The organism is Mesorhizobium huakuii, from assembly GCF_014189455.1.
In the GTDB taxonomy this organism is placed as follows: domain Bacteria; phylum Pseudomonadota; class Alphaproteobacteria; order Rhizobiales; family Rhizobiaceae; genus Mesorhizobium; species Mesorhizobium huakuii_A.
Genome location: NZ_CP050296.1, coordinates 6,841,237 through 6,866,610 on the forward strand (window position 1 = coordinate 6,841,237; position 25,374 = coordinate 6,866,610).

A 25,374-nucleotide genomic window follows, 5' to 3' on the forward strand; every position below is an offset into this window, starting at 1 on the left:
ATTAGTGAAATACCGTCCCTATGCCATTTTGTCCAAGAAACGACGAATTACGGTGACAGTGCACTTTGATCGCTCTTCATGCCCTGCGGCTGAACATCAATGAAATTGGCCGTTCGTCATTTTGACGATGATTGGAATGACCGCGATCATCAGCACCACCGGCAGGATGCACACCGTCACCGGTATCGACATCTTGGCCGGCAAGGCGTGCGCCTTCTCCTCGGCCAGCGACATGCGCTTGTGGCGCATTTCGTCGGAGAAGACGCGCAGCGCTCCCGACAGGCTGGTGCCGAGTTCCTTCGACTGCTGCAACAGCGTGGCGAAGGAGCGGACCTCGTCCAGGCTGAGGCGCTCGGCGAGCGCCTTCAGCGCGTCGTCGAGGCTGCGCCCGGCCCGCAGTTCCAACGACACCAGCTGCAAATTCTGGCTGAGTGCTGGATAGGTCTTGGCGAGCTCCTTCGAGACGCGCTCGATACCGGCTTCCATGCTCATGCCGGCATCCGAGCAGACGATCATCAAATCCATGAAGTCGGGAAAGCCGTTGCGGTATTCGCGCATCTTCTCCCGCACCTTCTGGGTCAGCACCAGGCCGGGCAGGAAATAGCCGGCAACGCCCGACAGGATGACGAACGCCCAGCGGCTGGCCATCGTCGCTTCGGCGCTGGCCATCCACTGGTTGAGGACAAAGGCGCCGAACGCGGCGCCGACCAGCGCCGAGAAGCGGATGATGAAGAAGGTGCCGACGGCGCGCGGCTCCATATAGCCGGCCTGGATCAGCTTCATGCGCAACCGGGCGACATTTTCCGGATCGCTCTTGGCGTAGAACTCCTGCGCCCGCTTCACCGCCTTCTCGCGCACGACGCCGGTGTTCTTCTTCTGCAGCGGCTCGGGCTTCGCCGTCACGGCACTTTGGTCGACCTTGAGCCGGCGCTTCACCTCGTTGCGGTCGCCCTTCGCCATGACCATCGGCCAGGCAACCGCGACACTGCCGAGCGCCAGAAGCAGGACGGCCACCGGTATCAAGGAGGTCGGTGCAAGCGAGGCGAGGAACTCGATGAAGCCCTGCATGTCAGAACCTGAAATTCGACATTTTGAACATCATCAGATTGCCCAGCATCAGCCAGGCGACCGACCCACCGATCAGGTACCAGGTTTTCGGCTCGCCCCAGACATCGCGGTAGAAGCCCGGCATCAGCGCCATGATGGCGGCAAACAGCAGCGCCGGTATCGCCGTCAGGATGTAGGCCGACATGCGGCCCTCGGTCGAGATGGCGCGTACCTTGCGGCGCAGCTTGCCGCGCTCGCGGATCGTCAACGCCAGGCCATCGAGGATTTCGCGCAGATTGCCGCCAGAACTGGACTGGATCGAGACGGCGGTGATGAACAGCGGCAGATCCTCATGGCCAACCCTGTCGAACAGCGAATTCAACGCCGAGACCAGATCGGAACCATAGGTCACCTCATCGGCGATGACGCCGAACTCAGTGCCGATCGGATCGGGCATCTCGCGCGACACCATGGCGACGGCCACCGGCACCGGGTGACCGGCCTTGAGGCCGCGCGTGATCAGTTCCAGGGCCTCGGGCAGTTGCATGCCGAAGCGCTTGAGCCGGCGCTTGCGCTTGAAGCGCATCACCATCACCGGCACCAACGGCAGCAGCACGACGAACAGGAGAAGCCCCATCAGCAGCGGCAAGCCATGCCAGATGGCGACCAGGCTTATGGCCATCGCCACGCCCGAGGTGATCATCAGGAATTTCGACAGCGGCATGATCATGCCCGACTGCGTGCGCAGCGCGCGGAACCGGTCCGGCGAGAACAGCGAGGTGCCGGCGTCGAGGCCGCGCTCCTTGCGCAGCTGGATCAGCACCTGCTCCTGGCTGATCTTGTTTTCCTGCAGCTTCATGCGCCGGTTGATGGCGGTGCGCTTGTCGCTGCGGCCGGCGTAGAGGAGATAACAGGCCTCGGCGATCATGATGCCGGTGAGCGCTGCTCCGGCATAGACGACATAGATTGCGCTCAGCCCATCGAACACCTGGTTACTCCTGCGGCCGGCCGGGTTCGAAATACCGCCCGGGAAACTCGATGCCCATGGCGCGCATATCCTCAAGGAAGCGCGGCCGAATGCCGGTCGCCTCGAAATAGCCGAGAATCCCACCGTCGGCATCCATGCCGGTGCGCACGAAGCGGAAGATCTCCTGCGTCTGGATGACGTCGCCTTCCATGCCGGTCACCTCGGCGACGCTTGTCACCTTGCGCTTGCCGTCGGAAAGCCGGGTCAGCTGAACGATGATGTCGATGGCGCTGGCGATCTGGCTGCGGATCGACTGCACCGTCATCGGCATGCCGGTCATGCCCAGCATCTGTTCGAGGCGCGAAATGGCGTCGCGCGGCGTGTTGGCGTGGATGGTCGCCATCGACCCCTCATGGCCGGTGTTCATCGCCTGCAACATGTCGAAAGCCTCCTCGCCGCGGCACTCGCCGAGGATGACGCGGTCGGGGCGCATGCGCAGCGCGTTCTTGACGAGATCGCGCTGCTTCAACTCGCCATGGCCCTCAATGTTGGCGGGGCGCGTCTCCATGCGCGCGACATGCGGCTGCTGCAGCTGAAGTTCGGCAGCGTCCTCGATGGTGATCAACCGTTCGTCTTCGGGAATGAAGGCCGACAGCGCGTTGAGCATCGTCGTCTTGCCGGTGCCGGTACCGCCCGAGATGATCGTCGTCTTGCGGGCGTGCACCGCCGCCGCCAGCACTTCGGCCATGTTCTGGGTGATGGCGCCGAATTCGACCAGCTTGTGTAGGCCGAGCTTATTCTTGGAGAATTTGCGGATCGACACCAGCGGCCCGTCGACGCCGACCGGGCGGATGGCGGCGTTGAAGCGCGAGCCATCCAGCATGCGCGCATCGACCATCGGCTGCGATTCGTCGACGCGGCGGCCGACCGCGGCGACGATCTTGTTAATGATTCTAAGCAGATGCGCCTCGTCCTTGAACGGGATATGGACCTGCTGCAGCTTGCCCTTCTTTTCGATGAAGCAGTTCTGGTGGCCGTTGATCAGGATGTCGTTGATATCGGGGTCCTTGAGCAATGGCTCGAGCGGGCCGAGGCCGACCATCTCGTCGACGATATCATCGACCAGCGCTTCGAGTTCGACGGTGTTGATCGCCATCCGCTCCTGGCGAGTTTTTTCCGAAACGAAATCATGCACCTGCCGGCGCATCTCCTCCTTGGGCAAACGCTCCAGCGCGACGAGGTTGATTTCTTCGAGCAGCATCCGGTGAATGCGCACGCGCGCATCGAGCACCTTGTTGGCGCTCTTTGCCGGTGCGACATCCGGCTTTGCCGGCGATGCCTTTCGGCTGGTCGGGATGACGACCGCGTGATGCGCGACCGGCGTTGTATCAGCCGGACGGAGCGGGCGCGCGTCGCGATTCTGCAGGGTTGAAAAACGACTGGTCATCCGGCCTTCCTCTTCAACAGACCCTTGCCGAAGCTGAACAGCGACTTCGACTTGACCCCGGTCGCGACTGCCTCTTCCGGAAGGATGATCTTCTTCAAATCGTTGATGACATTGGCGTTCGGATCGATCTCGTGCAGGGGCACGCCGCGGTCGACCGCCTCGCGCACCAGCCGGTAGTTGTTGGAGATGCCACCGACGAAATGCTCACCTAGGATTTCCTGGACGTCCGCCTGCTTGATGCCATTGTCGAACATCTTCTGCTCGAAACGGTTGACGATGACGTTCGGCTTCACTTCCTTGCCGGCGGTCTCGTAGACCGCCTGGATCAGCCTTTGCGTGTGGCGCAGGCACGGCACCGTCATCTCGGCGACGATATAGAGCTTGTTGGAGCCAAGCAGCACGGTCTCCGTCCACGGAAACCAGGTGCGCGGCATGTCGATGACGACATTGTCGAAATAGGCCGAGACGAGATCCAGCATACGCACCACGACATCGGTCTTGAACGAGCGCATCTCCGCAGGGTGCGTCGGTGCCGCCAGCACGCAAAGGCCGCTGGCATGCTTAGACAGCATCACATCGAGCAGTTGCCGGTCGAGACGTTCTGGCTGGTTCTCGATCTCGGTGATGTCGAAACGCGGCTCGAGGTCGAGATATTCGGCGCAGGCGCCCTGCTGGAAATTGAGGTCGACCACGCAGGTCGAGGCGCCGCGCGTCACCGAATGATGCAGTTGGAACGCGGTCTGCAGCGCCAGTGTCGTGGTGCCGACGCCGCCGGCGGCCGGCATGAAGGTGTAGATCTGCGACTCGGTGTTTTCCTCACGCCCCGGCCCTTGCAGGGCCCGCACGACCGAGCGCACCAGATCGGCAGTGGTGATCGGCTTGACCAGGAAGTCCGCGACCTTGAGCTGCACCAGGATGCGCACGGCGGCGGCGTTGAACTCCTGGGTAACCACGACCACCGGCGCCTTGCCCTCCAGCCGGCGCATGATGCGCTGCAGCGACTCGACCTCCTCCAGCTTCGCCGCGTCCATGTCGACGATGATGGCGCCGAAATCCGTCTCCTGGATCTCGCCGCGCAGTTCGGTGACATTCTTTTCCACCGCCGAGAGCTGGATGATCTCGGAGGCGGCGAATGCGGTCCGCGTGTCCTGCACGAAAGTCCTGTCCGTCGATACGAGCAGGATTTTCCGGGTCTTGATGCCGTTTGCCATTTTTTGTCAGCCTGTGAGCTTGATCGCCCTTTGGGGTCAGTTGCCCGCGGTGCCCGTGGGCGTCTGAGATGCCTTCGCGCCCGCCGCCTGATCGGGCGTGACAGGTCCGGTATCGCCACGCTTGGCAGGCACGAGAAGCCTGGTGTTCTGGACGCCGTATTTCCACGGGTCGACCATCTGCATGACGGTGTTGGCGGCCTGGGCGTTGCCGGCACCCGACGTCACCCCTTCGCTGCGGACATAATCGTCGCTGGTGCAGCCGCCGGCCAAACCGGCAAGAAGCAAGGTGACGCTCGATCTCAGGACCAGACGCATGGCTTCAGTCCTTCGGCAGATCGAGGAAGTGCCCGACCGTGGTGGCGGGAGCGGTCCGTGCGGTGTTGCCATCGGCCAGCGCCAGCGCGCGGCCGCTGTCCGACGCCTTCACTTCCTCGGTGTTGTTGAGGAAATAGTCGGCATTGCTGGCCGGCTGGGTGCCGTCGGTCGGCTCGGCCATCTTCTTCGACGGATCGACCGGCTTGACCAGATAGGGCGTGACGATGATGACCAGATCGGTCTCGCGCCGCTGGTAGGATTTCGACGAGAACAGCGCCCCGAGCACCGGCATCTTGCCGAGGCCGGGAATGCGCGACGTGGTGATGTCGTTTTGCGACTGCAGCAGTCCCGCGATCATGAAGCTCTGGCCGTTCTTGAGATCGACCGACGTCCTGGCGCGGCGCACGATGAAGCCCGGCACGGAGATAGTGCCGATGTTGTAGGAGGACGACGCATCGATCGAAGAGACTTCCGGCGCGATGTCGAGGCTCACCAGCCCGTCTTTGAGCACGGTCGGCGTGAAGTCCAGGCTGACGCCGTATTTCTTGTAGGTGACGGAGATCTTGCCGTTGTCTTCCGAGACCGGGATCGGGAATTCGCCGCCGGCCAGGAAGCTCGCCGTCTGACCGGAACGGGCGATCAGGTTCGGTTCGGCCAGCCGTCGGGCAAGGCCGCGCTCTTCCAGCGCCTTGATGGCGATATCGACCGACGCACCGTTCGACAGCAGCCGGCCGATGATTTCGCCGGTCCCTGCCGCCGGCACGGTCCCCGGATCGATGGTGACGTCGCGCCCGCCCAGGCCATAGGCGAAATTGGCGCTGTATTTGGCGCCGAGATCCTGGCCGGCCTGGCGGTTGATCTCGACAAAGCGGACGTTGAGCTGAACCTGCTGCGAGGACGAGATGTTGACCGAGTTGATCACTTCCTCATTGCCGGAAAAGCGGCTGGCGATCTTGCTTGCCTTGTCCGCCGCCACCGCGTCATCGGCTTCGCCCGACAGCACGACGCGGCCATTGGCCGAGCCGACCTTGATCTTGGCGTCCGGCACGCTGGCGCGGATGGTGCTGGCCAGCTGGTCGGTGTCGAGCGTCACCTCGATGTCGATGGTGCCGACAAGCTGCTTTTTGTCGTCGAACAGCGCAATACCGGTGGTGCCGAGATTGTTGCCCAGCACATAGAAGGATTTGTCGGTCAGCGGATTGACGTTGGCGATCTCCGGATCGCCGATGACGATCTGGTAGAAGGCGGCACTCGTCACGATCGTCTTGGGCTTGCCCTTGGCTACCTTGATCGACGCGTTCTTGGTCGACGAGACATAGACCACATCATTGTCCGCCTTGGCCGCGCCGGGCAAGGTGAGCATCCCGCCCGCAGCCAGAGCAACCGCCATCGCCAGGATGCGCACGAAGCGCAGCCGGCCCGTCATTCGATATAGGGTACGCATCAACATTGCCCTGTCCCGTCCGGTCCCCACCGGCCTTTACTTCTGGTCCCGCGCAGGAACCTGATATTCCTCGGCCTTCGTGCCGCGCGTCACGACGATTGTCTTGAATTTCGGCTTCTCCGGCTCCTTGGTCATCGCATCGAACAGCGAGCCGGCCGCCGCCTGAGCCTTGGCCGCCACCGATCCGCCGAAGGAAGAGATGGTGGTGACGCCGTTCTTGCCATCGCCGCCTTCGCCCGCGGAACGAAGCGACAGCGACAGCGTGCCAACGGTGCGGGCAAGCGCCACTTTCTGCGCACCTTCGGTCGTCACCTCGATGGTCACCGAATTGGAGATCTGTGGCGTCGTCTGGCGCACATCGGCACCCTGGCCGACGCTCAGTACCTTGGCGTCGGCAACGACGATCTCGGAGGTGACGGTCGACCCGGCCGCCCCTTGCGCGTTCTTGGCGACTTCCTGGATTTCGCCGGCATCGCGCGTCAGCACGACATCGACGCGGTCGCCCGGCGTGACGAAGCCGCCGACACCGGCGATCTCATCGGTGCGGATGGTGACCGCCCGCATTCCGGGGGTCATCATGTTGGAGAGCGTCGCGCGGCCATTTGGCCCCGACAGCTTGGTCAGCAGCACCGGTTCGTTGACCTCGATCGGCGAGAGCACGACGCGGCTGCCTTCGCCGAGCAATCCGTCGATCGTCGGGAAGGCGCCCTGCGGCAGGGAATCCTGCGGCCACGGGATTTCGCTGAGCTTGGCGCGGTCGAGTTCCATGCCGTAGCGCAACGGCGCGTTCGCCACCACGATGGTCTTGAACTCGATCCTGGGCGGTGCCGGAGCGGCGATCGACGCCGTCTTCTCCTCGGCATTGGGCTTGGCCTGGCTCTTGACCCAGAAATCCGCGGCAAAGATCGAGATCGCGCCGAAAACGGCAGCGATGCCGATCATCGTTATGGCCTTGCCCCTCACGCCGAAACCCCTGATGCCTGCAGTTTCTTGTTATGTTGGGCTCACGCTAGGCCGCTTTGTTAAAGAATCAGGAATGCAGAACGGTGGTATTGGACCTATTTCCGCCGGCTTGGTTATCGAATGGTTTTAGGATATGAGGGGTCAAATCCCCGAACGTAACAGGAACCTCCGTCGCTTGGCGCCGCAAAGCGTGGCAGTATCGACGGGTGATTCGCAGCATCGGACCCGATGGCAGGCATGGACGACAACAACGATCTCTTCGGCAATATCGACAAGCAACCACAGCCTGTTCGTACACCCGCGCGCCCGGCGGATCCGCTGGTGCAGGCAGCGGCCAAGCGCCCGGCCGCGACCAAAGATGGCAGCGAGGGCTATAGTGCCGCCGACATCGAGGTGCTTGAAGGCCTGGAGCCGGTACGCCGCCGGCCGGGCATGTATATTGGCGGCACCGACGACAAGGCGATGCACCATCTGTTCGCCGAGGTCATCGACAATTCCATGGACGAGGCGGTTGCCGGCCATGCCACCTTCATCGACGTCGAGCTTTCGGCCGACGGGTTCCTGACCGTTACCGACAATGGCCGCGGCATCCCGGTCGATCCGCATCCGAAATACAAGAAGCCGGCGCTCGAAGTCATTATGACGACGCTGCATTCGGGCGGCAAATTCGACTCCAAGGTTTACGAGACCTCGGGCGGCCTGCACGGCGTCGGCGTCTCCGTCGTCAACGCGCTGTCGGACCATCTCGAGGTCGAAGTCGCGCGAGGCCGCCAGCTCTACCGCCAAAGATTCTCGCGCGGCATCCCCGTAAGCGGTCTGGAGCACCTCGGCGAAGTCCATAACCGCCGCGGCACCAAGACCCGCTTCCATCCCGACGAGCAGATCTTCGGCAAGGGCTGCGCCTTCGAGCCGGCTCGGCTCTATCGCATGACGCGTTCGAAGGCCTATCTCTTCGGCGGCGTCGAAATCCGCTGGACCTGCGATCCCTCCCTGATCAAGGACAAGGACCCGACGCCGGCCAAGGCTGAGTTCCATTTTCCGGGCGGCCTGAAGGATTATCTCAAGGCGTCGCTCGGCGACGATTTCCAGGTGACGCGCGAAATTTTCGCGGGAAAAAGCGAAAAGCAGGGCGGCCATGGCTCGCTGGAATGGGCGGTGACCTGGTTCGGCGGCGACGGCTTCATCAATTCCTACTGCAACACCATCCCGACGGCTGAAGGCGGCACCCACGAGGCCGGATTCCGCAACGTGCTGACGCGCGGCTTGCGCGCCTATGCCGATCTCGTCGGCAACAAGCGTGCCTCCGTCGTCACCTCCGAAGACGTCATGATCTCGGCGGCCGGCATGCTGTCGGTGTTCATCCGCGAGCCGGAGTTCGTCGGCCAGACCAAGGACAGGCTGGCAACGATCGAGGCGATCCGCATTGTCGAGACCGCGATCCGCGATCCGTTCGACCATTGGCTGGCCGACAATCCGCAGGAAGCTTCGAAGCTGCTCGATTGGGTGATCGCGCGCGCCGACGAGCGGGTGCGCCGCCGCCAGGAAAAGGAGGTGTCGCGCAAGAGCGCGGTGCGCAAGCTCAGGCTGCCGGGCAAGCTCGCCGACTGCACGCAGAACGCCGCGGCAGGCGCCGAACTCTTCATCGTCGAAGGCGACTCGGCCGGCGGCTCGGCCAAGCAGGCGCGCGACCGTGCCAGCCAGGCGGTGCTGCCATTGCGCGGCAAAATCCTCAACGTCGCCAGTGCCGGCAACGACAAGCTGGCCGCCAACCAGCAGATATCGGACCTGATCCAAGCGCTCGGCTGCGGTACGCGCTCAAAATACCGAGACGAGGATCTGCGCTACGACCGCGTGATCATCATGACCGACGCCGACGTCGACGGCGCCCACATCGCCTCGCTGCTGATCACCTTCTTCTATCAGGAAATGCCGGCGCTTGTGCGTGGCGGTCATCTCTACCTGGCGGTGCCGCCGCTTTACTCGATCCGCCAAGGCGGGAAGGTTGCGTACGCCCGCGACGACGCGCACAAGGACGAGCTCCTGCGCACCGAATTCACCGGGCGCGGCAAGGTCGAGCTTGGCCGCTTCAAGGGTCTGGGCGAAATGATGGCCTCGCAGCTCAAGGAGACCACCATGGATCCGAGGAAGCGCACGCTGCTCAGGGTCGATGTGAACGAAATCGATTCAGCCACCAAGGATAGGGTCGATGAGCTGATGGGCACCAAGCCGGAAGCCCGCTTCCGCTTCATCCAGGAACGTGCCGAATTCGCCGAAACGGAAGTGCTGGATATCTAGCCGTCTGCCGGTCCATAACAGGCTCAACTTGCGGAGACGAGCATGTGACCGGCGCCTGGCTGAAAGCCTATTTCGAAACGAGCCTGGCCGGACTGACGCAACCGACGCGCTCGGACTGGATTTTCGCCCTTAGAACTGTGTCGGCCGGCCTGATCGCGCTTCTCGCTGCCTACGCCCTCAAGCTCGACCATCCGCAATGGGCGATGATGACGGTGTTCATCGTCGCCCAGCCGGTTGCCGGCATGGTGCTGGCGAAAGGTTTTTACCGGTTGCTCGGCACGCTCGCCGGTGGCGTTGCGGCGATCGGCATCACCACGGTGTTCGGCACCAATCCATGGGTGCTGGTGACAGTGCTCGCCGTCTGGATCGGCATCTGCACTCTGGTCTCTTCGCTGCTGCGCAATCCCGAAGCCTATGGTGCCGCACTTGCCGGCTACACCGCCATGATCATCGGCCTGCCTGCCTTCGGACAGCCGCATCTGGTCGTCGATCTCGCTGTCGCGCGTTGCGCGGAAATCGTGCTTGGGATCGTCTGCGCCGGCGTGACCAGCCGGCTGATCCTGCCGAAACTCGCCAGTGATGCCATCATCTCGCGGCTGAAACGCTGCATTCTCGATCTCGCCACCTATGCCGGCGGTGCGTTTTCCGGTGGTGATCCGGCAACGCTCGCCGGCCTGCACCGGAAACTGATCGCCGACACCCAGACGCTTGGCGAGATGCGCGCCTATGCCAGGCTCGAAGCGCCGAGCTTCGCACCGCGCGCCCATCCGGTCCGGCGCACGATCGGGCAACTGCTCTCGGCCCTGTCGGCGGCCCGTGCGCTGCATTCGCACGCCGCTCCGAAGAACGCGGCCCTTATCCCGGTGCGCTCGGAATTGCAGGCGCTTGTGAGCGAGCTAGCCGCCAAGCCCAGCGCCTTGGATGACACCACGCCCTGGGCGGCACGCCTCGACGCCATCTCGGCCAAGGCCCGGCAAATGCCAGATGCCACGACCGATCAGGGCGACGACAGGGTCGGCACCATCACCCGCCTCACCATCGCCGCCGATTTCGCCGAAGCGCTGAAGCAGGTGCTACGCGGGCTCGACGCACTGCGCGCGCCGGTCACGCGCCGGCCGGGTCCCGGCAGCCGGCAGCCTGCCCTGGTGGTGCATCGCGACTATCCCGGCGCGGCGCGCAATGCCATCCGCGCCGCCCTTGCCACACTGCTGGTCGCGGCGTTCTGGCTGACGACGAAATGGTCGGAAGCGGCCGGCACCGTCATTCTCGTTGCCGTCGTGTCGAGCCTGTTTGCCGCTCGCCCCGACCCTGTGCAGGTGTCCTGGGGCTTCTTCAAGGGAACGTTGCTCGCTTTGCCCTTCGCCTTCCTCGTCGGCCAGATCGCATTGCCTGCCCTGCCCGGCTTCGGCTGGTTCGTCCTGTTTGTCGTGCCTATTCTGGTGCCGACGGCACTGGGCATGGCCAATCCGCGCTATGTCGGGATAGCCACGGCCTTCGCCATCAACTTCCTAGCCTTCCTCAGCCCGCATCAGGCGATGACCTACGATCCCGGCCCCTTCTTCGCCGGCTCGGCGTCGGTGCTGGTCGGCATCCTGCTGGCAATCGGCGTCTTCATTGTCGTGCTACCCGCAGATCCGTGGCTCGCAGCCAATCGTATCGTGCGCGCCATGCGCGAGGATCTGGCGCGGCTTTGCCTGCACGAGCGCGTGCCGAGGCGTTCGGCCTTCGAGAGCCTCGCCTATGATCGGATCAACCAGCTGATGCCGCTGGTGCAGAATTCCGGCAGGAAGGGCGAGGCGGTGCTGGGTGGCGGCGTCGCCGCAGTCACGGTCGGCCTGGAGATCCTGCGGCTGCGCGATGCCAGCCAAAACCACGCCATCCCGTCCGAAACCACACTTTCGATCGCCAATTTCCTGAGGGGATTGGCACGCGAACTGCTCTTCCGCGCCCCTGGCGATCCGCAAACAGCGACCATCGCCGTCGCCCGGCAGTATGCCGCGGGCATCGCCCAGCGAAACGCCACCGGCGAAATGCTGCAGATCGCGGCATCACTGCGCATCATTGCCGCAGCGATGGAGGATTTTCCGGATTTTTTCACTAAAAACAGGTCTTAGACGAATGTCATTGCGGGCTAGACCCGCGCATCGGTGTCACGGTCTGGGCCGGCTTTGATTCATCGCCAAGGTCAACTTTGAAGTGCCCCGCGACTCGCAGGATAAGGCTCGAAATGTCCTCTATGGCTTTCTGAAGCTTTGCCTTTTCGGGCGCACGGGGTATCTGACCAGAAGGCAAAGTATATCTGAAAGTGGTCGCATAGGCCTCCAGCCAAACGAGTGACTTCAACTCTGCTTTCTCAGCGTTATCGTCTGGAAATCGCCTTACAATCTTGTCGAGCTGGTGGGCATCGTGACGTTCTATGTGAATAGCCTCTGAAGTCGCGAGTGCCCGGATGATCTGCTCAATCGCCTGCTGGCTGAGATAGGCTGCGTTGCGGGATCCTGATGCAGCAAGGATATGCGCATCCCGGATACACCCGTTCGCCAACCGAAGCGCGCTGGCGATGGTCCACTGGTCAGACATCCAATCGACGTCCGTCCCGGGCGACGTCATAGGCGATCGTGTTTCGCAGAATCCCAGCTCGCAGCCAAAGCACTCGATGTGGTGGACAGGATTGTCGCAGGAATTCCGAGTTCGTGTTGAATCGCCCAACCGATCAGTGGGTCCAGCAGTTCCGGTCTGGCATCATCCGGCAAAGCAACGAGAATATCCCAGTCGCTGTCAGGTCGATTGTCGCCCCGGGCCCGGCTGCCGAACAGCCAGATGGAATCGGGGTTCAGACGAACCCTGATTTCATCAATCAGCGGCCGAATCTCGACCGGTACCGTCAGGCGCGTTGAAGATGGATGGCGCATGCTTGAAACATAGTACCGATTTTTTGCGCCGACAACGCAAGCATCAAGACCATCCGGCCGTTCGAAAGGTATCGAGCTAGGCCGCCGCGATCGCCAGCGCGTGACCCCGCGCGTTCTCGCGCAGCGCATCGAGATGGATCGACTTGACCAGGGCGGCAAGATCGCCTTCCGCGGCTTGCCCGCCCAATTCCTTGAGCATCAGCCAGCTGACTTCTTGCACGCCGGCGACGCGCTTGCCATTGGCGACTTCACGCCAGATTTTCAGCGCACGCAGGATGATGGCATGCGTGGCGGCGGCAAGGCCGGCACTGCGGAACAATGCCTGCAAGGCCACATCGTGCCCGCCGGCCAAAAGCGCCCTCACCCGCGGCTCGGATTGCAGGCTGAGCGCGACCAGCGTGGAGCCGAAGAAATCGACCTTGCCATGCGCAATGGTGCGGATGAGGAAGCTCGCGGTGAGATCGCCGCGCAGCCTGAGATGCTCGATCAGCGCGGCATGTTCTTCCTGGTGCGTGCCCTCGATCAGCGTCACCGAGGCTTTGACGCAGGCGTCCCGCATAACGCGGTCGGCACGCGCGGCGCCCATCAACGCCATCACCAGTGGTGACGTCTTCAATGTCTCGCCGAGCTTGATGAGCAGCATATGCCGGCAGTCGGCAGGCAGACGTGCATCCGATATCAGCGCCTCGCGTACCAGCGGCAGATGCCCATGGCGTTCGGCCATGCGGCGAAAGCTCAGCGAAGCGATGTCGGCGCCGCTGTTGGCCAGCAGCACCGCGCAGGCTTCCGCCTCGCCGATCTCGGCGATGGCCGCCGACAGCGCCATCGAGACAACGGGACGGTCGGCGATCAGCTTCTGCGTTGCCTTCTGGCTCGCCGCCACACGGTTGATCAGATCGGCGTCGGTGAGCAGCGGCGAACGCGCCAGCACCACACCGGCGACTTCCGGCTGATCGGAGGCCAGCGCACTGATGATCTGCAGCGGCGCATGCTGGCTCATCGAAAGCGCTTCGGCCATCGCCAGCCGCACCTTCGACGAGGCATCGTCGAGCAGCAGCGTCAGTGCCGCCTCGGCAGCGCAGCGATCCTCGAACGGCAATTCGGAATTGACATAGGCCCGGGCCAGTGCGTTGGCGCGGCGGCGCGCTCGGACACTCTTGCCGTGTAGATCCACTTCAGGAAATGCGAAACAACAACCATGCCCGTCTGCTTACGCCCCTTGCCGGAAGGTTTCCGGCCCCGCTGAAGACGGTAGGCAGAAATGGTTTACGAACGGTTCACCATGTTCATTAACTGGCTTGCGAGTGCTGGATGCAGCGCCTATCAACCGTCAATCAGCGCAGGAGACTGAAAATGGCCGGGCTATATCTCGAGGAATTTGTCGTCGGCCATGTCTTCCAGCACACGCTGCGCAAGACTGTTACCGAAAGCGACAACATGCTGTTTTCGGTGATGACGCTGAACCCGCAACCGCTGCATATCGACTTCGATTTCGCCGCCAGGAGCGAGTGGGGCAAACCGCTGGTCAACTCGCTGTTCACGCTCGGCCTGATGATCGGCATTTCGGTCAACGACATCACGGTCGGCACGACGGTCGCCAACCTCGGCATGAAGGAAACCACCTTTCCGCATCCGGTGTTCCACGGCGACACGATCCGCGTCGAGACCACAGTCATTTCGGTGCGCGAGTCCAAATCGAAGCCCGATCGCGGCATCGTCGAATTCGAGCACCGCGCCTACAACCAGCATGGCGACCTTGTCGCCAAATGCACCAGGCAAGCGATGATGCTGAAGAAGGCCGCCTGATGCGCTCGCTGCTGTTCGTCCCCGGGGATTCCGAGCGCAAGCTTGAAAAAGGCTGTGGCGCCGGCGCCGACGTCGTGATCGTCGACCTCGAGGATTCCGTCGCGCCACAGAACAAGGCAAATGCGCGCGCGGTCGCGGCACGCTTTATCGCCGAACGCAGGGGACAAACCAGCGCGGCGATTTATATCAGGGTCAACGACCTCTCGACCGGGCTGACGGATGACGATCTTGCGGCGCTTGTTCCCGTGAAGCCGGACGGCATCATGCTGCCGAAGTCCAACAGCGGCCAAGATGTGCAGCAGCTCTCGGCAAAGCTCAGGGTGCACGAGGCCGAGAACGGCCTGGCCGACGGCTCGATCAAGATCCTGCCGATCATCACCGAAACCCCGGCGGGTGTGCTCGCCGCCGCGACCTATGCCGGCGTTAGCGCGCGGCTCGCCGGTCTCACCTGGGGCGCGGAAGACCTGTCGGCGGCGATCGGCGCGCGCACGGCCCGTGACGAGCAAGGCCGCTACACCGATCTCTTCCGCCATGCTCGCCTGGCGACCATCCTTGCGGCCGGTGCCGCCGAGGTCGCGGCGATCGACACCGTGTTCCCGAATTTTCGCGACATGGCGGCCTTTGCTACTGAGTGCGCTGAAGCCGAGCGCGACGGCTTCACCGGCAAGATGGCGATCCACCCCGATCAAGTGCCCGTCATCAACGCCGCCTTCACGCCCTCGACCGAGGCGGTAAAACAGTCGGCGGCAATCGTCGCGGCGTTCGAAGCCGCCGGAAATCCCGGCGTCGTCGGCATCGACGGCAAGATGTTCGACCGCCCGCATTTGCGGCTGGCCGAACGGCTGCTGGCACGCGCCAAGGCAGCCGGGATCTTCGTTTAGAGCAATTCCAGGAAAAGTGTGAGCGGTTTTCCGTCCGGAATTGCGTCAGAACAAAGAGTTAGAGCGGTTCACCGTTTCCATGAAACGGTGAAACGCTCTAGTCCCGCGCCAGGACGATGATCCGATCCTCCGGCAGATAGGCCAGCGCTTCCGACTTCAGCGGATTGACGGTGACGCCGCCCAGTGCCCGCTGGTCGGCATCTCCGGCGCGGATGCGCCGGTAGCCTATGGCGATCTCGCCGCGCAACCGCGCCGACTCCGCAATCGTCCAGAAGGTTACCGGCTGATCGATGGCGACATAATCGGCGACCGGACGCATGTAGATTTCAGAACCCTGCTCGTCGAGCAGATCATCGAAGATCGCAGCCAGGTGCTGGTTCTCGGACGCCTGGGCCAACATCAGGCTGACCAGCCGGTTGCTGACGACGAAATCATCGGCCTTGGTCACCGCCGCAAGCTCCCGATTGCGCACGTCGATCATCTCGCTGACGATGGAGATGTGCAGGCCGGTATCATCGGCGATCTTGCGCAGATGCAGCAGCGTCACCAACGTGCGCGTATCGGCAGGCTGCGCGGCCATGGTTTCGCTGTAGCCGAGGACGAGTACGTGGTCGTAGGACGGCACGTCCAGGTTTGAAAGCGCCGTGCTGCTCGACGTGTCGGTGATGCGGCAGGAGACCGACAGATTGTCGCCGGCGACCGGCAGTCCGGCGACTTCCTGCTCGAGGCCTGGCGTGTCGGCGGCGATGGTCAGGATCGAACCGGGCGCGACGTAGCGCGACAGTTCATAGGTGATGATCGGCCCGCGCCGGTTCCAGCCGAGGATCAGCGTGCGCTCCGGCTTCGCCTCGACGGGCCGGGGGCCACGAATCGCTGCCGCGTCGATCTTGATCCCGGTGCTGCCGAGCTTGATCGCGGCATCGTCCTCGGCGATGACAATGGCGCGCATATCCCCACCGATCACCAGCTCTGACGGCGGGTTGAGATTGACGCTCCCCTTTTGGTCGCAAAGCCCGATCAGCGCGCAGTGCTCATACGCCATCACTGCCTCGCCGAAGGTCTTGCCGGTAAGATCAGGCTGCTCGATCGTATAGATTTCGCAGCCGTCGAAATCGAGCAGCTCCGAATAGACACCGCTGAGGCCCGACTGACGGCTCGAATGCACGACGATGCGCGAGATCAGCTGATCGGCCAGCACCAGCTGCACCTCGGCCCCGCCGACGACCCGGGCGACCTCGGCATTCTTGCCATCGCGAATCTCGGCGGCGATGTTGTAGGGGTCGCTGCGCCGGTTCGGGTCGTTGACCAGCGCCAGCACCGTCTTGATGACCTGCAGATCCGGATCGTCGCCGTCCGGCGACAGCACGATGACCGACCGCGAACTCTGCGGATTGACGATGGCGAGATCATAGAGATCGGTCGGATCGCCGCTGCGGCAGATGATGCGCGTGTTGCCCAGTTTGCCAACCTTGGCCGCGATCTCATCCTCCATCGCGACCTTGTCCATATTGGCCATGACGACGATGCGCGGCCGCCGGCGGCTGGCATTGGCAATCACGAGTTCGGAGATAACGTCGAAGATCGACGGCGACCAGTTGAGGATGATGGTGTGGTCGGCCTCGAGCACGCGCGAACGGCCCTTGCGCAATTCATCGAGCTTGCCGTCGACGCCGGCGCTAAGCACGCCGATGAGGGCCGACACGACGAAGATGCCGGCAAGCGTGACGACCAGCATGACGAGGCGGAAGGCCCAGCCGGTGTCGCCGCCCATCGTGCCGGAATCGAGCGTGCGCATCAGCGATTCCCAGAACGCTTCGAAGAAGCCCAGCGGCTCGCCGCCCTCCGGCGCGATACGGGTCACCGCAAGGAAAGCCGCGGCGGCGATGATGATCAGCAGGGAAACGACGGCAAGCCAGCCGATCAGCGCGATCGGGCCGGCGGCCATGCTCTTGTCGAAGCCGTAGCGCAGCCGGGTTCCCAGCGAGTCTCGTTTCTTCATGCCGCCGGTGCCCCGCACTATCCCCAAGGCCGATGCGCCAACCCCAGCGCAACGCCGAAGCCGCTCTCTTAACCTGTGTTTGGGGGAAGGGGAATCGCTTTTCGCGTGGTCACGGCTAAGGATTCCTTCCGTGGTGGCAAACCTGCCGCACGCGGCTGGTGAGGCCGCTACCAGACCATCGGGATCAGGCGGTAGCGCACCCTGGCTGCGTAGTCATCATAGCCGCGCAGTCCGGTGCGAAGCGTTTTCTCCTCGATGAAGGTGCGGATGGCCAGGAGAACGACGAACACGAGCACCAATGCCAGTCCCCACCACGAGCCAAGCAGGAGTGCCGTGCCGGCGAAGAAGAGGATGGCGCCGGCATACATCGGGTGGCGGACATAGCTGTAAGGCCCGGTGGTGATCACGCGCTGTCCGCGTTCGTCCTGGATCTTCACCACCGGCGCCGCGAAACTGTTCTCCAGCATGGTCAGGTAGCAGATCCAGATGCCGACCAGCAGGACCAGCGCGCCAACCACCTGCGCCCAAACGGGAACCGCCGACCAGCCGAAACGGAAGTCGAACCCCATGAAGATCTGCCAGCCAAAGATGGCGATGAGCAGTATGGAGAGCAGGACCTTGTCGGCCGCGGCCTGGTTCTTCTGGATGGGAGGGCTCAGCCGCTCATTCATCAGGCCTGGATCGCGCCGCGCCGGCGCCACACCCATGGTAAGACTGAGCCCGACCATCACCACCAGGTAGATCCAGGCACCCGGCCAGGCAAGCGTGCCGGCCGACAGGAAGAGCAAGGCGCCCATGGCGCCGAACCAGATGAATGTCTGAAGAACCAATTTCGCGATCATGATCCACCGTCCACGGTATGCCCCTCGCCGGCATTGGCTGAAGTAGACCAATGGTCTATCATACCGACCAGTGGTCTATAATTCAAGCGGCCTATCCCGTGCTGGACGGGAACGGCCATCGCGTGCAGAAGGTTTCGTCATGCCCCGTGTCATCAAGCATCCGGAACTCAGGCGAGAAGACATTTTGGACCATGCCCAGGCACTGTTCGTGACGCAGGGCTATGACAGAGCGAGCCTCAACGACGTGATTGCCTCCGCCGGCATCTCGAAGGGCGCCTTCTATCACTACTTCCCTTCCAAGGAGGCTCTTCTCGAAGCACTGGCCGACCGCTTCGCCAGACAGGCACTGGCTGGGGTTCAGGGCATAGTCGACGATCCCGGCCTCGGCCCGCTTGGCCGCCTGAATGGCCTGCTCAGCCAGTCGCGGCAGGCCAAGATCGAGACCGCGGCGGAGGCCTGGGCTCTTTTCGAGACGATGTTTCGGCAGGAGAATCTGGTGCTGTTCCACCGCATCAACCTGGCGGCCAGCGCGTCGTTTTCACCCCTGTTGGTCAAGATCATCCGGCAAGGTGTCGAAGACGGCACTTTCAGGACCTTCGATCCCGAGGGCGTCGCCGACATCGTCATGCAGTTCGGCTTGGCCACGCATGACGTCGTCGCCAAGGCGATCGCCGGCGGCAGCGACGCCGATATGGAGATCGCGATCGAAGTCCTGGAGAAACGCGTCAGGCTCTACGAGATCGCTCTCGACCGCATCCTCGGCCTTCCCGACGGCAGCATTCGGATCGGAGAGCCCGGCTATATCAGAACCGTCATGACAGCCCGACGGAAAGCCGACAAAGCAGGGTGACCTGCCAGGTCCTGAAACCTACTCCTTACCCCAGCGTGGCCGGCGCATCGAAAAGACCTCGTCGACGCTGGCATAGTCCATGTAGCCGAGACGGGCGACATTGCCGGCCTTGGTGATGTCGAACAGGCCGTCTTTCAGAAAGGCGTCGTCGATGTGCACGCCGACCACCTCACCGGCGACGATGACGGCGCTCGTCGGGGTTCCGTCTAGCGCCTTTGGGCGAAACACTTCGGTCACCCGGCATTCCAGTGCGGCCGGCGCTGCCGCCACGCGCGGCGGCCTGACGAGACGTGAAGGCGCCATGGCGAGGTCGGCGTAAACGAACTCGTTGACGCCACGCGGCGCGTTGACCGACGTGTAATTCATCTTCTCCGCAAGATCGCGGCAGACCAGATTGGCGACGAACTCGCCGGTCTCCTGGGCGAAGGAGGCGCTGTCTTTCTCGCCCTCAGAGGAAAACCAGACGATGAACGGTCGCGTCGAAACCGCATTGAAGAACGAGTATGGCGCGAGATTGATCTCGCCGGCCTTGTTCAGCGTCGATATCCAGCCGATCGGGCGCGGCGCCACGATCGCCTTCGACGGATCATGCGGCAGCCCGTGCCCTTTGGACGGCTCGTAGAACATTCAGCCCACCCAGGGTCCTGAGTAATCGGCATAGAGTTTTGCAGGATCAGGCCGCGGCCGCTCCGGCGCCGGGCCGGCATAAGAGCCGATATGGATGAAACCGACGACGCGCTCCTGCGACGCCAGTCCGAGGATCGCCCTGCCCTCCGGCACGTCGGAATACCAGTTGCTGATCATGTTGGTGCCATAGCCCAGCGCGTTGGCAGCAATCATCAGATTCATCGCCGCCATGCCGCCGGACAGGAACATTTCCCATTGCGGGATCTTGGGATTCTCCTTCGGCACCGACACCACGCCGATCACCAGCGGCGCGCGCGAAAAGCGCGCCAGTTCCTGGTTGCGGCGGCCTTCGGGCAACGGCCCTTCCCGCTGTTCGGCAAGCGCCGCCAGCTTCCTGCCGATCTCGATGCGGGCATCGCCGCGATAGACGATGAAGCGCCAGGGTTCGAGCCGGCCATGGTCGGGCACGCGCGTGGCGGCGGCAATCATCATTGCGATATCGGCGTCGCTGGGCGCCGGCTCCTTGAGGTCCGGAATCGGCGCTGAATTTCGGCTCAGCAGGAAGTCGATGATCGGCGACGCCATGGGCGCAAGTCTCCTGAAACACTCTGCTTTGAGCTGAAGCGCACCATCGGGAATTCGGGCGGCTCGGGCAAAGGCGCGCAAGCGCCGGGCTGAAGAGTCATCAATTGGACTCTTAAGCCTTGAAATTGCCACCGCCATGGGCTTCAACGCAAGGCATGTTTGAGGGGCGACTGCGTCTTTTCCTGGTCTGGCTCTGCGCCGCGCTGTTCCTGCTGCCGGTCTCCATGGCTGCTGCGCAGCAAAAGGACGGCGTCAGCGACCTGAAACTTCCCGGAATTTCGAGCTATGCGACGCCGAAGAGCGAAACTCCGCTGGCGCTTGGCGGCGGTGGCTCCATCACCTTGTCAGCCCAATTGACCGACAAGGGCACCGACATCACCCGCGGCCTCGTCTGGCGTGTCTTCAAGCCCGAAGCCGTCAACGGCAAATTGCCGATGGTCGCCTCCGCGCATGGCGGCAGCGCCGTCTTCCAACTCGAGCCCGGCAGCTATCTGGTTCATGCCTCCTATGGCCGCGCCGGCGCCACCAAGCGCATCACTGTCGGCAAGGAAGCCAAGCGGGAAAGCCTGGTGCTCGATGCCGGCGGCCTGAAGCTCGACGCGGTCTTGTCCGGCGGCGTGCGCATTCCGCCGAAGAAACTGCGCTTTTCGATCTATGAGGGCACCGCCGAGGCCAATGGCGACCGCGCGCTGATCATTCCCGATGTCGAGCCAAACAGCGTCGTGCGGCTCAATGCCGGCATCTACCACGTCGTCTCGACCTATGGCGCGGTCAACGCGGTCATCCGCTCCGACATTCGCGTCGAGGCCGGCAAACTGACCGAAGCCACCGTCGAGCATCACGCCGCCGAGATCACGATGAAGCTGGTGCGCGAGACCGGCGGCGAAGCCATCGCCGACACGTCCTGGTCGCTGCTCAACGAATCCGGCGATCCGATCAAGGAGACTGTCGGCGCCTTCGCCTCGATGGTGCTTGCCGAGGGCGACTACACCATCATCGCCAAGAACCGCGACCGCATCTACCAGAAGGATTTCACGGTGGTGGCCGGACAGAACCAGGAAATCGAGGTTCTCGCCACCGAAGCCGCGGCGATGGATCCGGAAGAAGGCGCGGATTAGCCTTCAGCCGTATGCTCCCGATCTCAGGCTGCCAGCTTGATGCGTGCCGGCAGGAAGGGAATCCGGCGGCGCGGCAGCTGCGGCGCGAGGTCGAACACGCCGCGGTAAAGCCGCTCCAGCAACAGCTTGCGGTCACGCAGCGGCTCCAGTTCGCTCCAGCTCAGCACCTCGCCGACGCGTACATCGATCGCCTTGCCGGACAGCCGCGCGAATTCGTGGATGAGCATCGAAAGGCGCAGTGTCAGCGAGGCCTTGCCGACGAATTTGGCGACGCGGCCGTCGCGTTCAGCCATGTTCATCGGCCCGCTGACCAGATGGAACAGCCTGCCGTTCTGTCCGGAAAAATGCATCGGAATGACGGACGCCTTGGCATCCTGAACCAGGCGTGCCGGAAACATCTTCCATGGCAGGTCGCGCGCCCGGCCAAAGCCTTTCGGCGCGGTGGCGACACCACCGGCGGGAAACACCACGATGGTGACGCCCTCCTTCAGCAGCCGCACCGCCTCGTGGCGCACGGCCATGTTGTTCTTCAGCGCTTCCTTGGTCTCGGAAAAATCGATCGGCAGCGAATAGGGCTCCATCTCGCGGATCTTGAGCAGATCCTTGTGGATCATAACCCGGAATGGCCGCCCCAGTTGCTCCACCAATGAGAGCACGGCGATGCCGTCGCCAATGCCGAACGGATGGTTGGCCACGATCACCAGCGGTGTGTCCGGCAATGGCGCGGGCGGCCACTGGTCGGCGGTCCGTATCCGCACGTCGATCAGGTCGAGCATGCGGCTGAACACGCGCTCGCCCGATGGCACCACCTGACGGCGCCAGAAATCATAGAGCGCGGCATAACGGTCGCGCCCCGACAGGCCTTCAATGGAATGGATGACCCAGCGCGTTAGCACCGGTTGGTGCGGATTGGCGTAGGAAAGTTCGGGAAATGGTTTTTCGCGCAATTTCAGCTTGAGCATAGCGATTCGTTACAAGATCGGCGTGACAGGGATATGAAAATGGCGGTGGATCGCTCCACCGCCATTCCTGGGACCATGCGGATCAGGCAGCGCGTTTGCGCCTGCGGTCCGGCGTCACCGCTTCTTCGGTCAGCCGTTCGATCGCCTCGACAAGCCCAAGCGATTCCTGGTCGCGCGAGCCAAGCCGGCGCATGTTGACCGTCTGTTCCTCCGCCTCGCGCTTGCCGCAGACGAGGATGACCGGCACCTTGGCCAGCGAGTGCTCACGGACCTTGTAGTTGATCTTCTCGTTGCGCAGATCGGCTTCCGCCAGAAGCCCGGCAGCCTTCAGCTTTGCCACCACCTCGGTCGCATAGCCGTCCGCCTCGGAGGTGATCGTCGCCACCACCACCTGCAGCGGCGCAAACCACAGCGGGAAATGGCCGGAATAGTTCTCGATCAGGATGCCGAGGAAACGCTCCATCGAACCGCAGATGGCGCGGTGCACCATGACCGGCTGCTTCTTCTCCGAATCCGAGCCAATGTAGAAGGCCCCAAACCGTTCCGGCAGGTTGAAATCGACCTGCGTCGTGCCGCACTGCCATTCACGGCCAATGGCGTCCTTCAGCACATATTCGAACTTCGGCCCGTAGAAGGCGCCCTCGCCCGGATTGATCGAGGTCTTGATCCGGTTGCCGGACCTAGTCCTGATCGTCTCCAGAACGCTGCCCATGATCGCCTCCGCATGATCCCAGGCCTCGTCGGTGCCGACACGCTTGTCCGGCCGCGTCGACAGCTTGACGCTGATTTCGTCGAAACCGAAATCGGCATAGGTCGACAGGATCAAATCGTTGATGCGCAGGCATTCCGATGCCAGCTGCTCCTCGGTACAGAAGATATGCGCATCATCCTGCGTGAAGCCGCGCACGCGCATCAACCCGTGCAGCGCGCCTGATGGTTCGTAGCGATGCACATTGCCGAATTCTGCAAGTTTTACGGGCAGATCGCGATAAGACTTCAACCCATGCTTGAAAATCTGCACATGGCCTGGGCAGTTCATCGGCTTCAGCGCGAAGACCCGGTCATCGTCGGTATCATCGCCGGCGACCGTCACCTTGAACATGGCGTCGCGATACCAGCCCCAATGGCCTGAGGTTTCCCACAGGCTCTTGTCCAGAACCTGCGGAGCGTTGACCTCCTGGTAGCCTTGCTCGTCGAGACGGCGGCGCATGTAGTTGACCAGGTTCTGGAACATCTTCCAGCCCTTGGCATGCCAGAAGACGACGCCCGGCCCCTCTTCCTGGAAATGGAACAGGTCCATCTCGCGGCCAAGCTTGCGGTGGTCGCGTTTCTCGGCCTCCTCCAGCATCGTCTGGTAGGCTTCGAGCTGCGCCTGGTCGGCCCAGGCCGTGCCGTAAATGCGCGTCAGCATCGGGTTGTTCGAATCGCCACGCCAATAGGCGCCGGCCACCTTCATCAGCTTGAAGGCGTTGCCGATCTGCCCGGTCGAGGCCATGTGCGGGCCACGACAGAGGTCGAACCAGTCGCCCTGCGCGTAGATCTTGAGATCCTGATCCTCGGGAATGGCGTCGATCAGCTCGAGCTTGTAGCGCTCGCCCTTGTCGGCGAAGACCTTTTTCGCCCGGTCGCGCGACCAGACCTCCTTGGTGAACGGCTTGTTGCGCGCGATGATCTCGCGCATCTTCTTTTCGATCACCGGAAAGTCGTCCGGCGTGAACGGCTCGTTGCGGGCGAAGTCGTAGTAGAATCCGTTCTCGATCACCGGCCCGATGGTCACCTGCGTTCCCGGCCACAATTCCTGGACAGCTTCCGCCAGCACGTGGGCGGTGTCGTGGCGGATAAGCTCCAGCGCGCGCGCATCGTCGCGGGTGATGATCTCGACCTTGCCGGACTTGCCGAGCGGGTCGGAGAGGTCGCGCACGGTGCCGTCGATGGCGTAGGCGACGGCCTTCTTGGCCAGCGACTTCGAGATCGATTCGGCAAGGCCGGCACCAGTCATCGCCGCGTCGTAGTCGCGGACGGTGCCATCGGGAAATGTCAGGGAAACGGAATTCAGCATATGGTTCTCCTATCCAGTCCCGCAAACGAGCGCGGGTGGTCGTGGGGGCCGGATGCGTCCGGCAAGCGGGCGGGTTTTAGAGGCAGTGCCGCGTCAGGTAAAGAGCGCTGATTGGCCTGGCCGTCAGGAAATGTCTGCAGGGATGTCGCAGGCCCGCCGCCCAGGCTTGCGAATATCCCCGCAATCGTCTGGAATTGTCCACATGGAAAACGCAACACCCAGCCGAACCGCCCTTGGCGTCGCCCGTATGAGGGCTCTGCACCAATTTTCGCCGCAGGCAGGGTTGTTTCGCGATCCCTACGCGATCGCGATTCTGGGTGAAGCTGCGCCCACGGCACAGGAGCTTGAACAAGAGGACGAGCGCCGCCGGCGCATGCGCCTGTTCGTGGCGGCGCGCGCCCGCTTCGCCGAGGACTGGCTGAGGGCGGCGGTGCGTCGCGGCGTCCGTCAGCTCGTCGTGCTTGGCGCCGGCCTCGACACGTTTTCGCTGCGCAATCCGTATCCTGATCTCAGCGTCTTCGAAGTCGACCATCCGGCCACGCAAGCCTGGAAACGCAAATGCATTGCCGATAGCGGTCTTGCCGAGCCAGCCGCCACCACATTCGTACCGGTCGATTTCGAGCGGCAAAGCCTGTCTACGCAACTGGCCGCGCCGGTTTGCCGTCGACCGAGCCGAGCTTCTTCATGTGGCTTGGGGTCGTGCCGTATCTAACGAAGGAAGCGATCTTCAACACGCTGTCCTGGATAGCCGGTGTCCCCGGCTCGGAGGTCGTGTTCGACTATAGCGAACCGGCTGAGAACCGCGATGCGGCGGGACAGGCGGCGCTGGCCTTCCATGCGGCGCGTGTCGCTTCTGTCGGGGGAGCCATGGATCAGCTTCTTCGTTCCGACTGAGCTGGCGAAATCCTTGGGCAAGCTCGGCTTCGACGAGATCGAAGATATCGAGAGCGGCGATATCGCCGCCCGCTTTTCCGGAGCACCGAGGGGAATGACGAGCAATTCCGGCGGCCACATCATCCGTGCCCGCCGAACCGCCTGACCGGG

At 63.1% G+C, this 25,374-nt stretch carries 21 protein-coding genes and 2 pseudogenes; 7 read left to right on the forward strand and 16 right to left on the reverse strand.

From position 1 onward, the window contains the following. Nucleotides 1–96 precede the first annotated feature (96 nt). Genes HB778_RS33470 through cpaB form a run of 7 tightly spaced genes read right to left on the reverse strand, consistent with a single transcriptional unit; the run spans nucleotide 97 to nucleotide 7,394 of the window. Nucleotides 97–1,068, reverse strand: a complete 972-nt coding sequence (locus HB778_RS33470) for a type II secretion system F family protein (RefSeq protein ID WP_183460072.1) — start codon at nucleotides 1,066–1,068, stop codon at nucleotides 97–99. A 1-nt stretch (nucleotide 1,069) separates the two neighbouring features. Next, a complete protein-coding gene (locus HB778_RS33475) occupies nucleotides 1,070–2,035 on the reverse strand; it encodes a type II secretion system F family protein (protein WP_183460074.1) in 966 nt (321 codons plus the stop codon). 4 nt (nucleotides 2,036–2,039) lie between these two features. Then, nucleotides 2,040–3,461, reverse strand: coding sequence for a CpaF family protein (locus tag HB778_RS33480; protein WP_183460076.1), 1,422 nt, complete (start codon nucleotides 3,459–3,461; stop codon nucleotides 2,040–2,042). After that, nucleotides 3,458–4,672, reverse strand: coding sequence for a response regulator/pilus assembly protein (locus HB778_RS33485; RefSeq protein WP_183460078.1), 1,215 nt, complete (start codon nucleotides 4,670–4,672; stop codon nucleotides 3,458–3,460). The genes HB778_RS33480 and HB778_RS33485 overlap by 4 nt, the downstream gene beginning before the upstream one ends. A gap of 36 nt (nucleotides 4,673–4,708) precedes the next feature. Then, nucleotides 4,709–4,987, reverse strand: coding sequence for a hypothetical protein (locus tag HB778_RS33490; RefSeq protein WP_183460080.1), 279 nt, complete (start codon nucleotides 4,985–4,987; stop codon nucleotides 4,709–4,711). 4 nt (nucleotides 4,988–4,991) lie between these two features. After that, nucleotides 4,992–6,437: a type II and III secretion system protein family protein gene (locus tag HB778_RS33495; RefSeq protein ID WP_183460082.1), complete on the reverse strand. Its 1,446-nt coding sequence runs from the start codon at nucleotides 6,435–6,437 to the stop codon at nucleotides 4,992–4,994. 30 nt (nucleotides 6,438–6,467) lie between these two features. Then, nucleotides 6,468–7,394 carry a Flp pilus assembly protein CpaB gene (gene cpaB / locus HB778_RS33500; RefSeq protein ID WP_244661729.1) on the reverse strand — a complete coding sequence of 309 codons (927 nt, stop codon included), beginning with the start codon at nucleotides 7,392–7,394 and terminating at the stop codon, nucleotides 6,468–6,470. A gap of 237 nt (nucleotides 7,395–7,631) precedes the next feature. On the opposite strand from cpaB, the gene parE reads away from it, so the two are divergent. After that, nucleotides 7,632–9,689 (forward strand): DNA topoisomerase IV subunit B, encoded by a 2,058-nt coding sequence (gene parE, locus HB778_RS33505; protein WP_183460084.1) that lies wholly within the window; start codon nucleotides 7,632–7,634, stop codon nucleotides 9,687–9,689. A gap of 44 nt (nucleotides 9,690–9,733) precedes the next feature. Beyond that, nucleotides 9,734–11,803, forward strand: coding sequence for an FUSC family protein (locus HB778_RS33510; protein ID WP_183460086.1), 2,070 nt, complete (start codon nucleotides 9,734–9,736; stop codon nucleotides 11,801–11,803). 7 nt (nucleotides 11,804–11,810) lie between these two features. Here the strand turns inward: HB778_RS33510 and HB778_RS33515 are convergent, their stop codons facing one another. The 3 genes and pseudogenes from HB778_RS33515 to HB778_RS33525 form a co-directional block, all read right to left on the reverse strand. Then, the gene (locus HB778_RS33515; RefSeq protein WP_183460088.1) at nucleotides 11,811–12,269 is read right to left on the reverse strand and encodes a HEPN domain-containing protein; all 459 of its coding nucleotides are present in this window, start codon (nucleotides 12,267–12,269) and stop codon (nucleotides 11,811–11,813) included. Nucleotides 12,270–12,295: 26 nt separating this feature from the next. After that, a complete protein-coding gene (locus HB778_RS33520) occupies nucleotides 12,296–12,601 on the reverse strand; it encodes a nucleotidyltransferase family protein (protein WP_183460090.1) in 306 nt (101 codons plus the stop codon). 76 nt (nucleotides 12,602–12,677) lie between these two features. After that, a pseudogene (locus HB778_RS33525) lies at nucleotides 12,678–13,801 on the reverse strand (DUF2336 domain-containing protein). 153 nt (nucleotides 13,802–13,954) lie between these two features. Here HB778_RS33525 and HB778_RS33530 point away from each other — a divergent pair. After that, nucleotides 13,955–14,407 (forward strand): MaoC family dehydratase, encoded by a 453-nt coding sequence (locus HB778_RS33530; protein ID WP_183460092.1) that lies wholly within the window; start codon nucleotides 13,955–13,957, stop codon nucleotides 14,405–14,407. Next, nucleotides 14,407–15,288, forward strand: a complete 882-nt coding sequence (locus HB778_RS33535) for an HpcH/HpaI aldolase/citrate lyase family protein (RefSeq protein ID WP_183460094.1) — start codon at nucleotides 14,407–14,409, stop codon at nucleotides 15,286–15,288. The genes HB778_RS33530 and HB778_RS33535 overlap by 1 nt, the downstream gene beginning before the upstream one ends. A 97-nt stretch (nucleotides 15,289–15,385) precedes the next feature. On the opposite strand, the gene HB778_RS33540 is transcribed toward HB778_RS33535, so the two are convergent. Together HB778_RS33540 and HB778_RS33545 are read right to left on the reverse strand one after the other, a co-directional pair. After that, the gene (locus HB778_RS33540) at nucleotides 15,386–17,287 is read right to left on the reverse strand and encodes a CASTOR/POLLUX-related putative ion channel (protein WP_183460096.1); all 1,902 of its coding nucleotides are present in this window, start codon (nucleotides 17,285–17,287) and stop codon (nucleotides 15,386–15,388) included. 167 nt (nucleotides 17,288–17,454) lie between these two features. Then, nucleotides 17,455–18,129, reverse strand: coding sequence for a methyltransferase family protein (locus HB778_RS33545; protein WP_183460098.1), 675 nt, complete (start codon nucleotides 18,127–18,129; stop codon nucleotides 17,455–17,457). A gap of 139 nt (nucleotides 18,130–18,268) precedes the next feature. Between HB778_RS33545 and HB778_RS33550 the strand changes: the two genes are divergently transcribed. After that, nucleotides 18,269–18,979 carry a TetR/AcrR family transcriptional regulator gene (locus HB778_RS33550; protein WP_183460100.1) on the forward strand — a complete coding sequence of 237 codons (711 nt, stop codon included), beginning with the start codon at nucleotides 18,269–18,271 and terminating at the stop codon, nucleotides 18,977–18,979. An 18-nt stretch (nucleotides 18,980–18,997) separates the two neighbouring features. Here HB778_RS33550 and HB778_RS33555 read toward each other — a convergent pair whose 3' ends face one another. Then, nucleotides 18,998–19,606: a flavin reductase family protein gene (locus HB778_RS33555; RefSeq protein WP_183460102.1), complete on the reverse strand. Its 609-nt coding sequence runs from the start codon at nucleotides 19,604–19,606 to the stop codon at nucleotides 18,998–19,000. Beyond that, nucleotides 19,607–20,191, reverse strand: coding sequence for a nitroreductase family protein (locus HB778_RS33560; protein ID WP_183460104.1), 585 nt, complete (start codon nucleotides 20,189–20,191; stop codon nucleotides 19,607–19,609). It lies immediately after the preceding gene. Nucleotides 20,192–20,346: 155 nt separating this feature from the next. On the opposite strand from HB778_RS33560, the gene HB778_RS33565 reads away from it, so the two are divergent. Continuing rightward, on the forward strand, nucleotides 20,347–21,309 hold the full coding sequence (locus HB778_RS33565) for a hypothetical protein (protein ID WP_183460106.1): 963 nt from the start codon (nucleotides 20,347–20,349) through the stop codon (nucleotides 21,307–21,309). Nucleotides 21,310–21,332: 23 nt separating this feature from the next. Here HB778_RS33565 and HB778_RS33570 read toward each other — a convergent pair whose 3' ends face one another. Both HB778_RS33570 and thrS read right to left on the reverse strand, forming a co-directional pair. Continuing rightward, nucleotides 21,333–22,271: a lysophospholipid acyltransferase family protein gene (locus HB778_RS33570; protein ID WP_183460108.1), complete on the reverse strand. Its 939-nt coding sequence runs from the start codon at nucleotides 22,269–22,271 to the stop codon at nucleotides 21,333–21,335. Between the two features lie 82 nt (nucleotides 22,272–22,353). Continuing rightward, nucleotides 22,354–24,330, reverse strand: coding sequence for a threonine--tRNA ligase (gene thrS, locus HB778_RS33575; protein ID WP_183460110.1), 1,977 nt, complete (start codon nucleotides 24,328–24,330; stop codon nucleotides 22,354–22,356). A gap of 202 nt (nucleotides 24,331–24,532) precedes the next feature. Here thrS and HB778_RS33580 point away from each other — a divergent pair. Next, nucleotides 24,533–25,369 (forward strand): annotated as a pseudogene (locus HB778_RS33580) (SAM-dependent methyltransferase). Nucleotides 25,370–25,374: the final 5 nt, after the last annotated feature.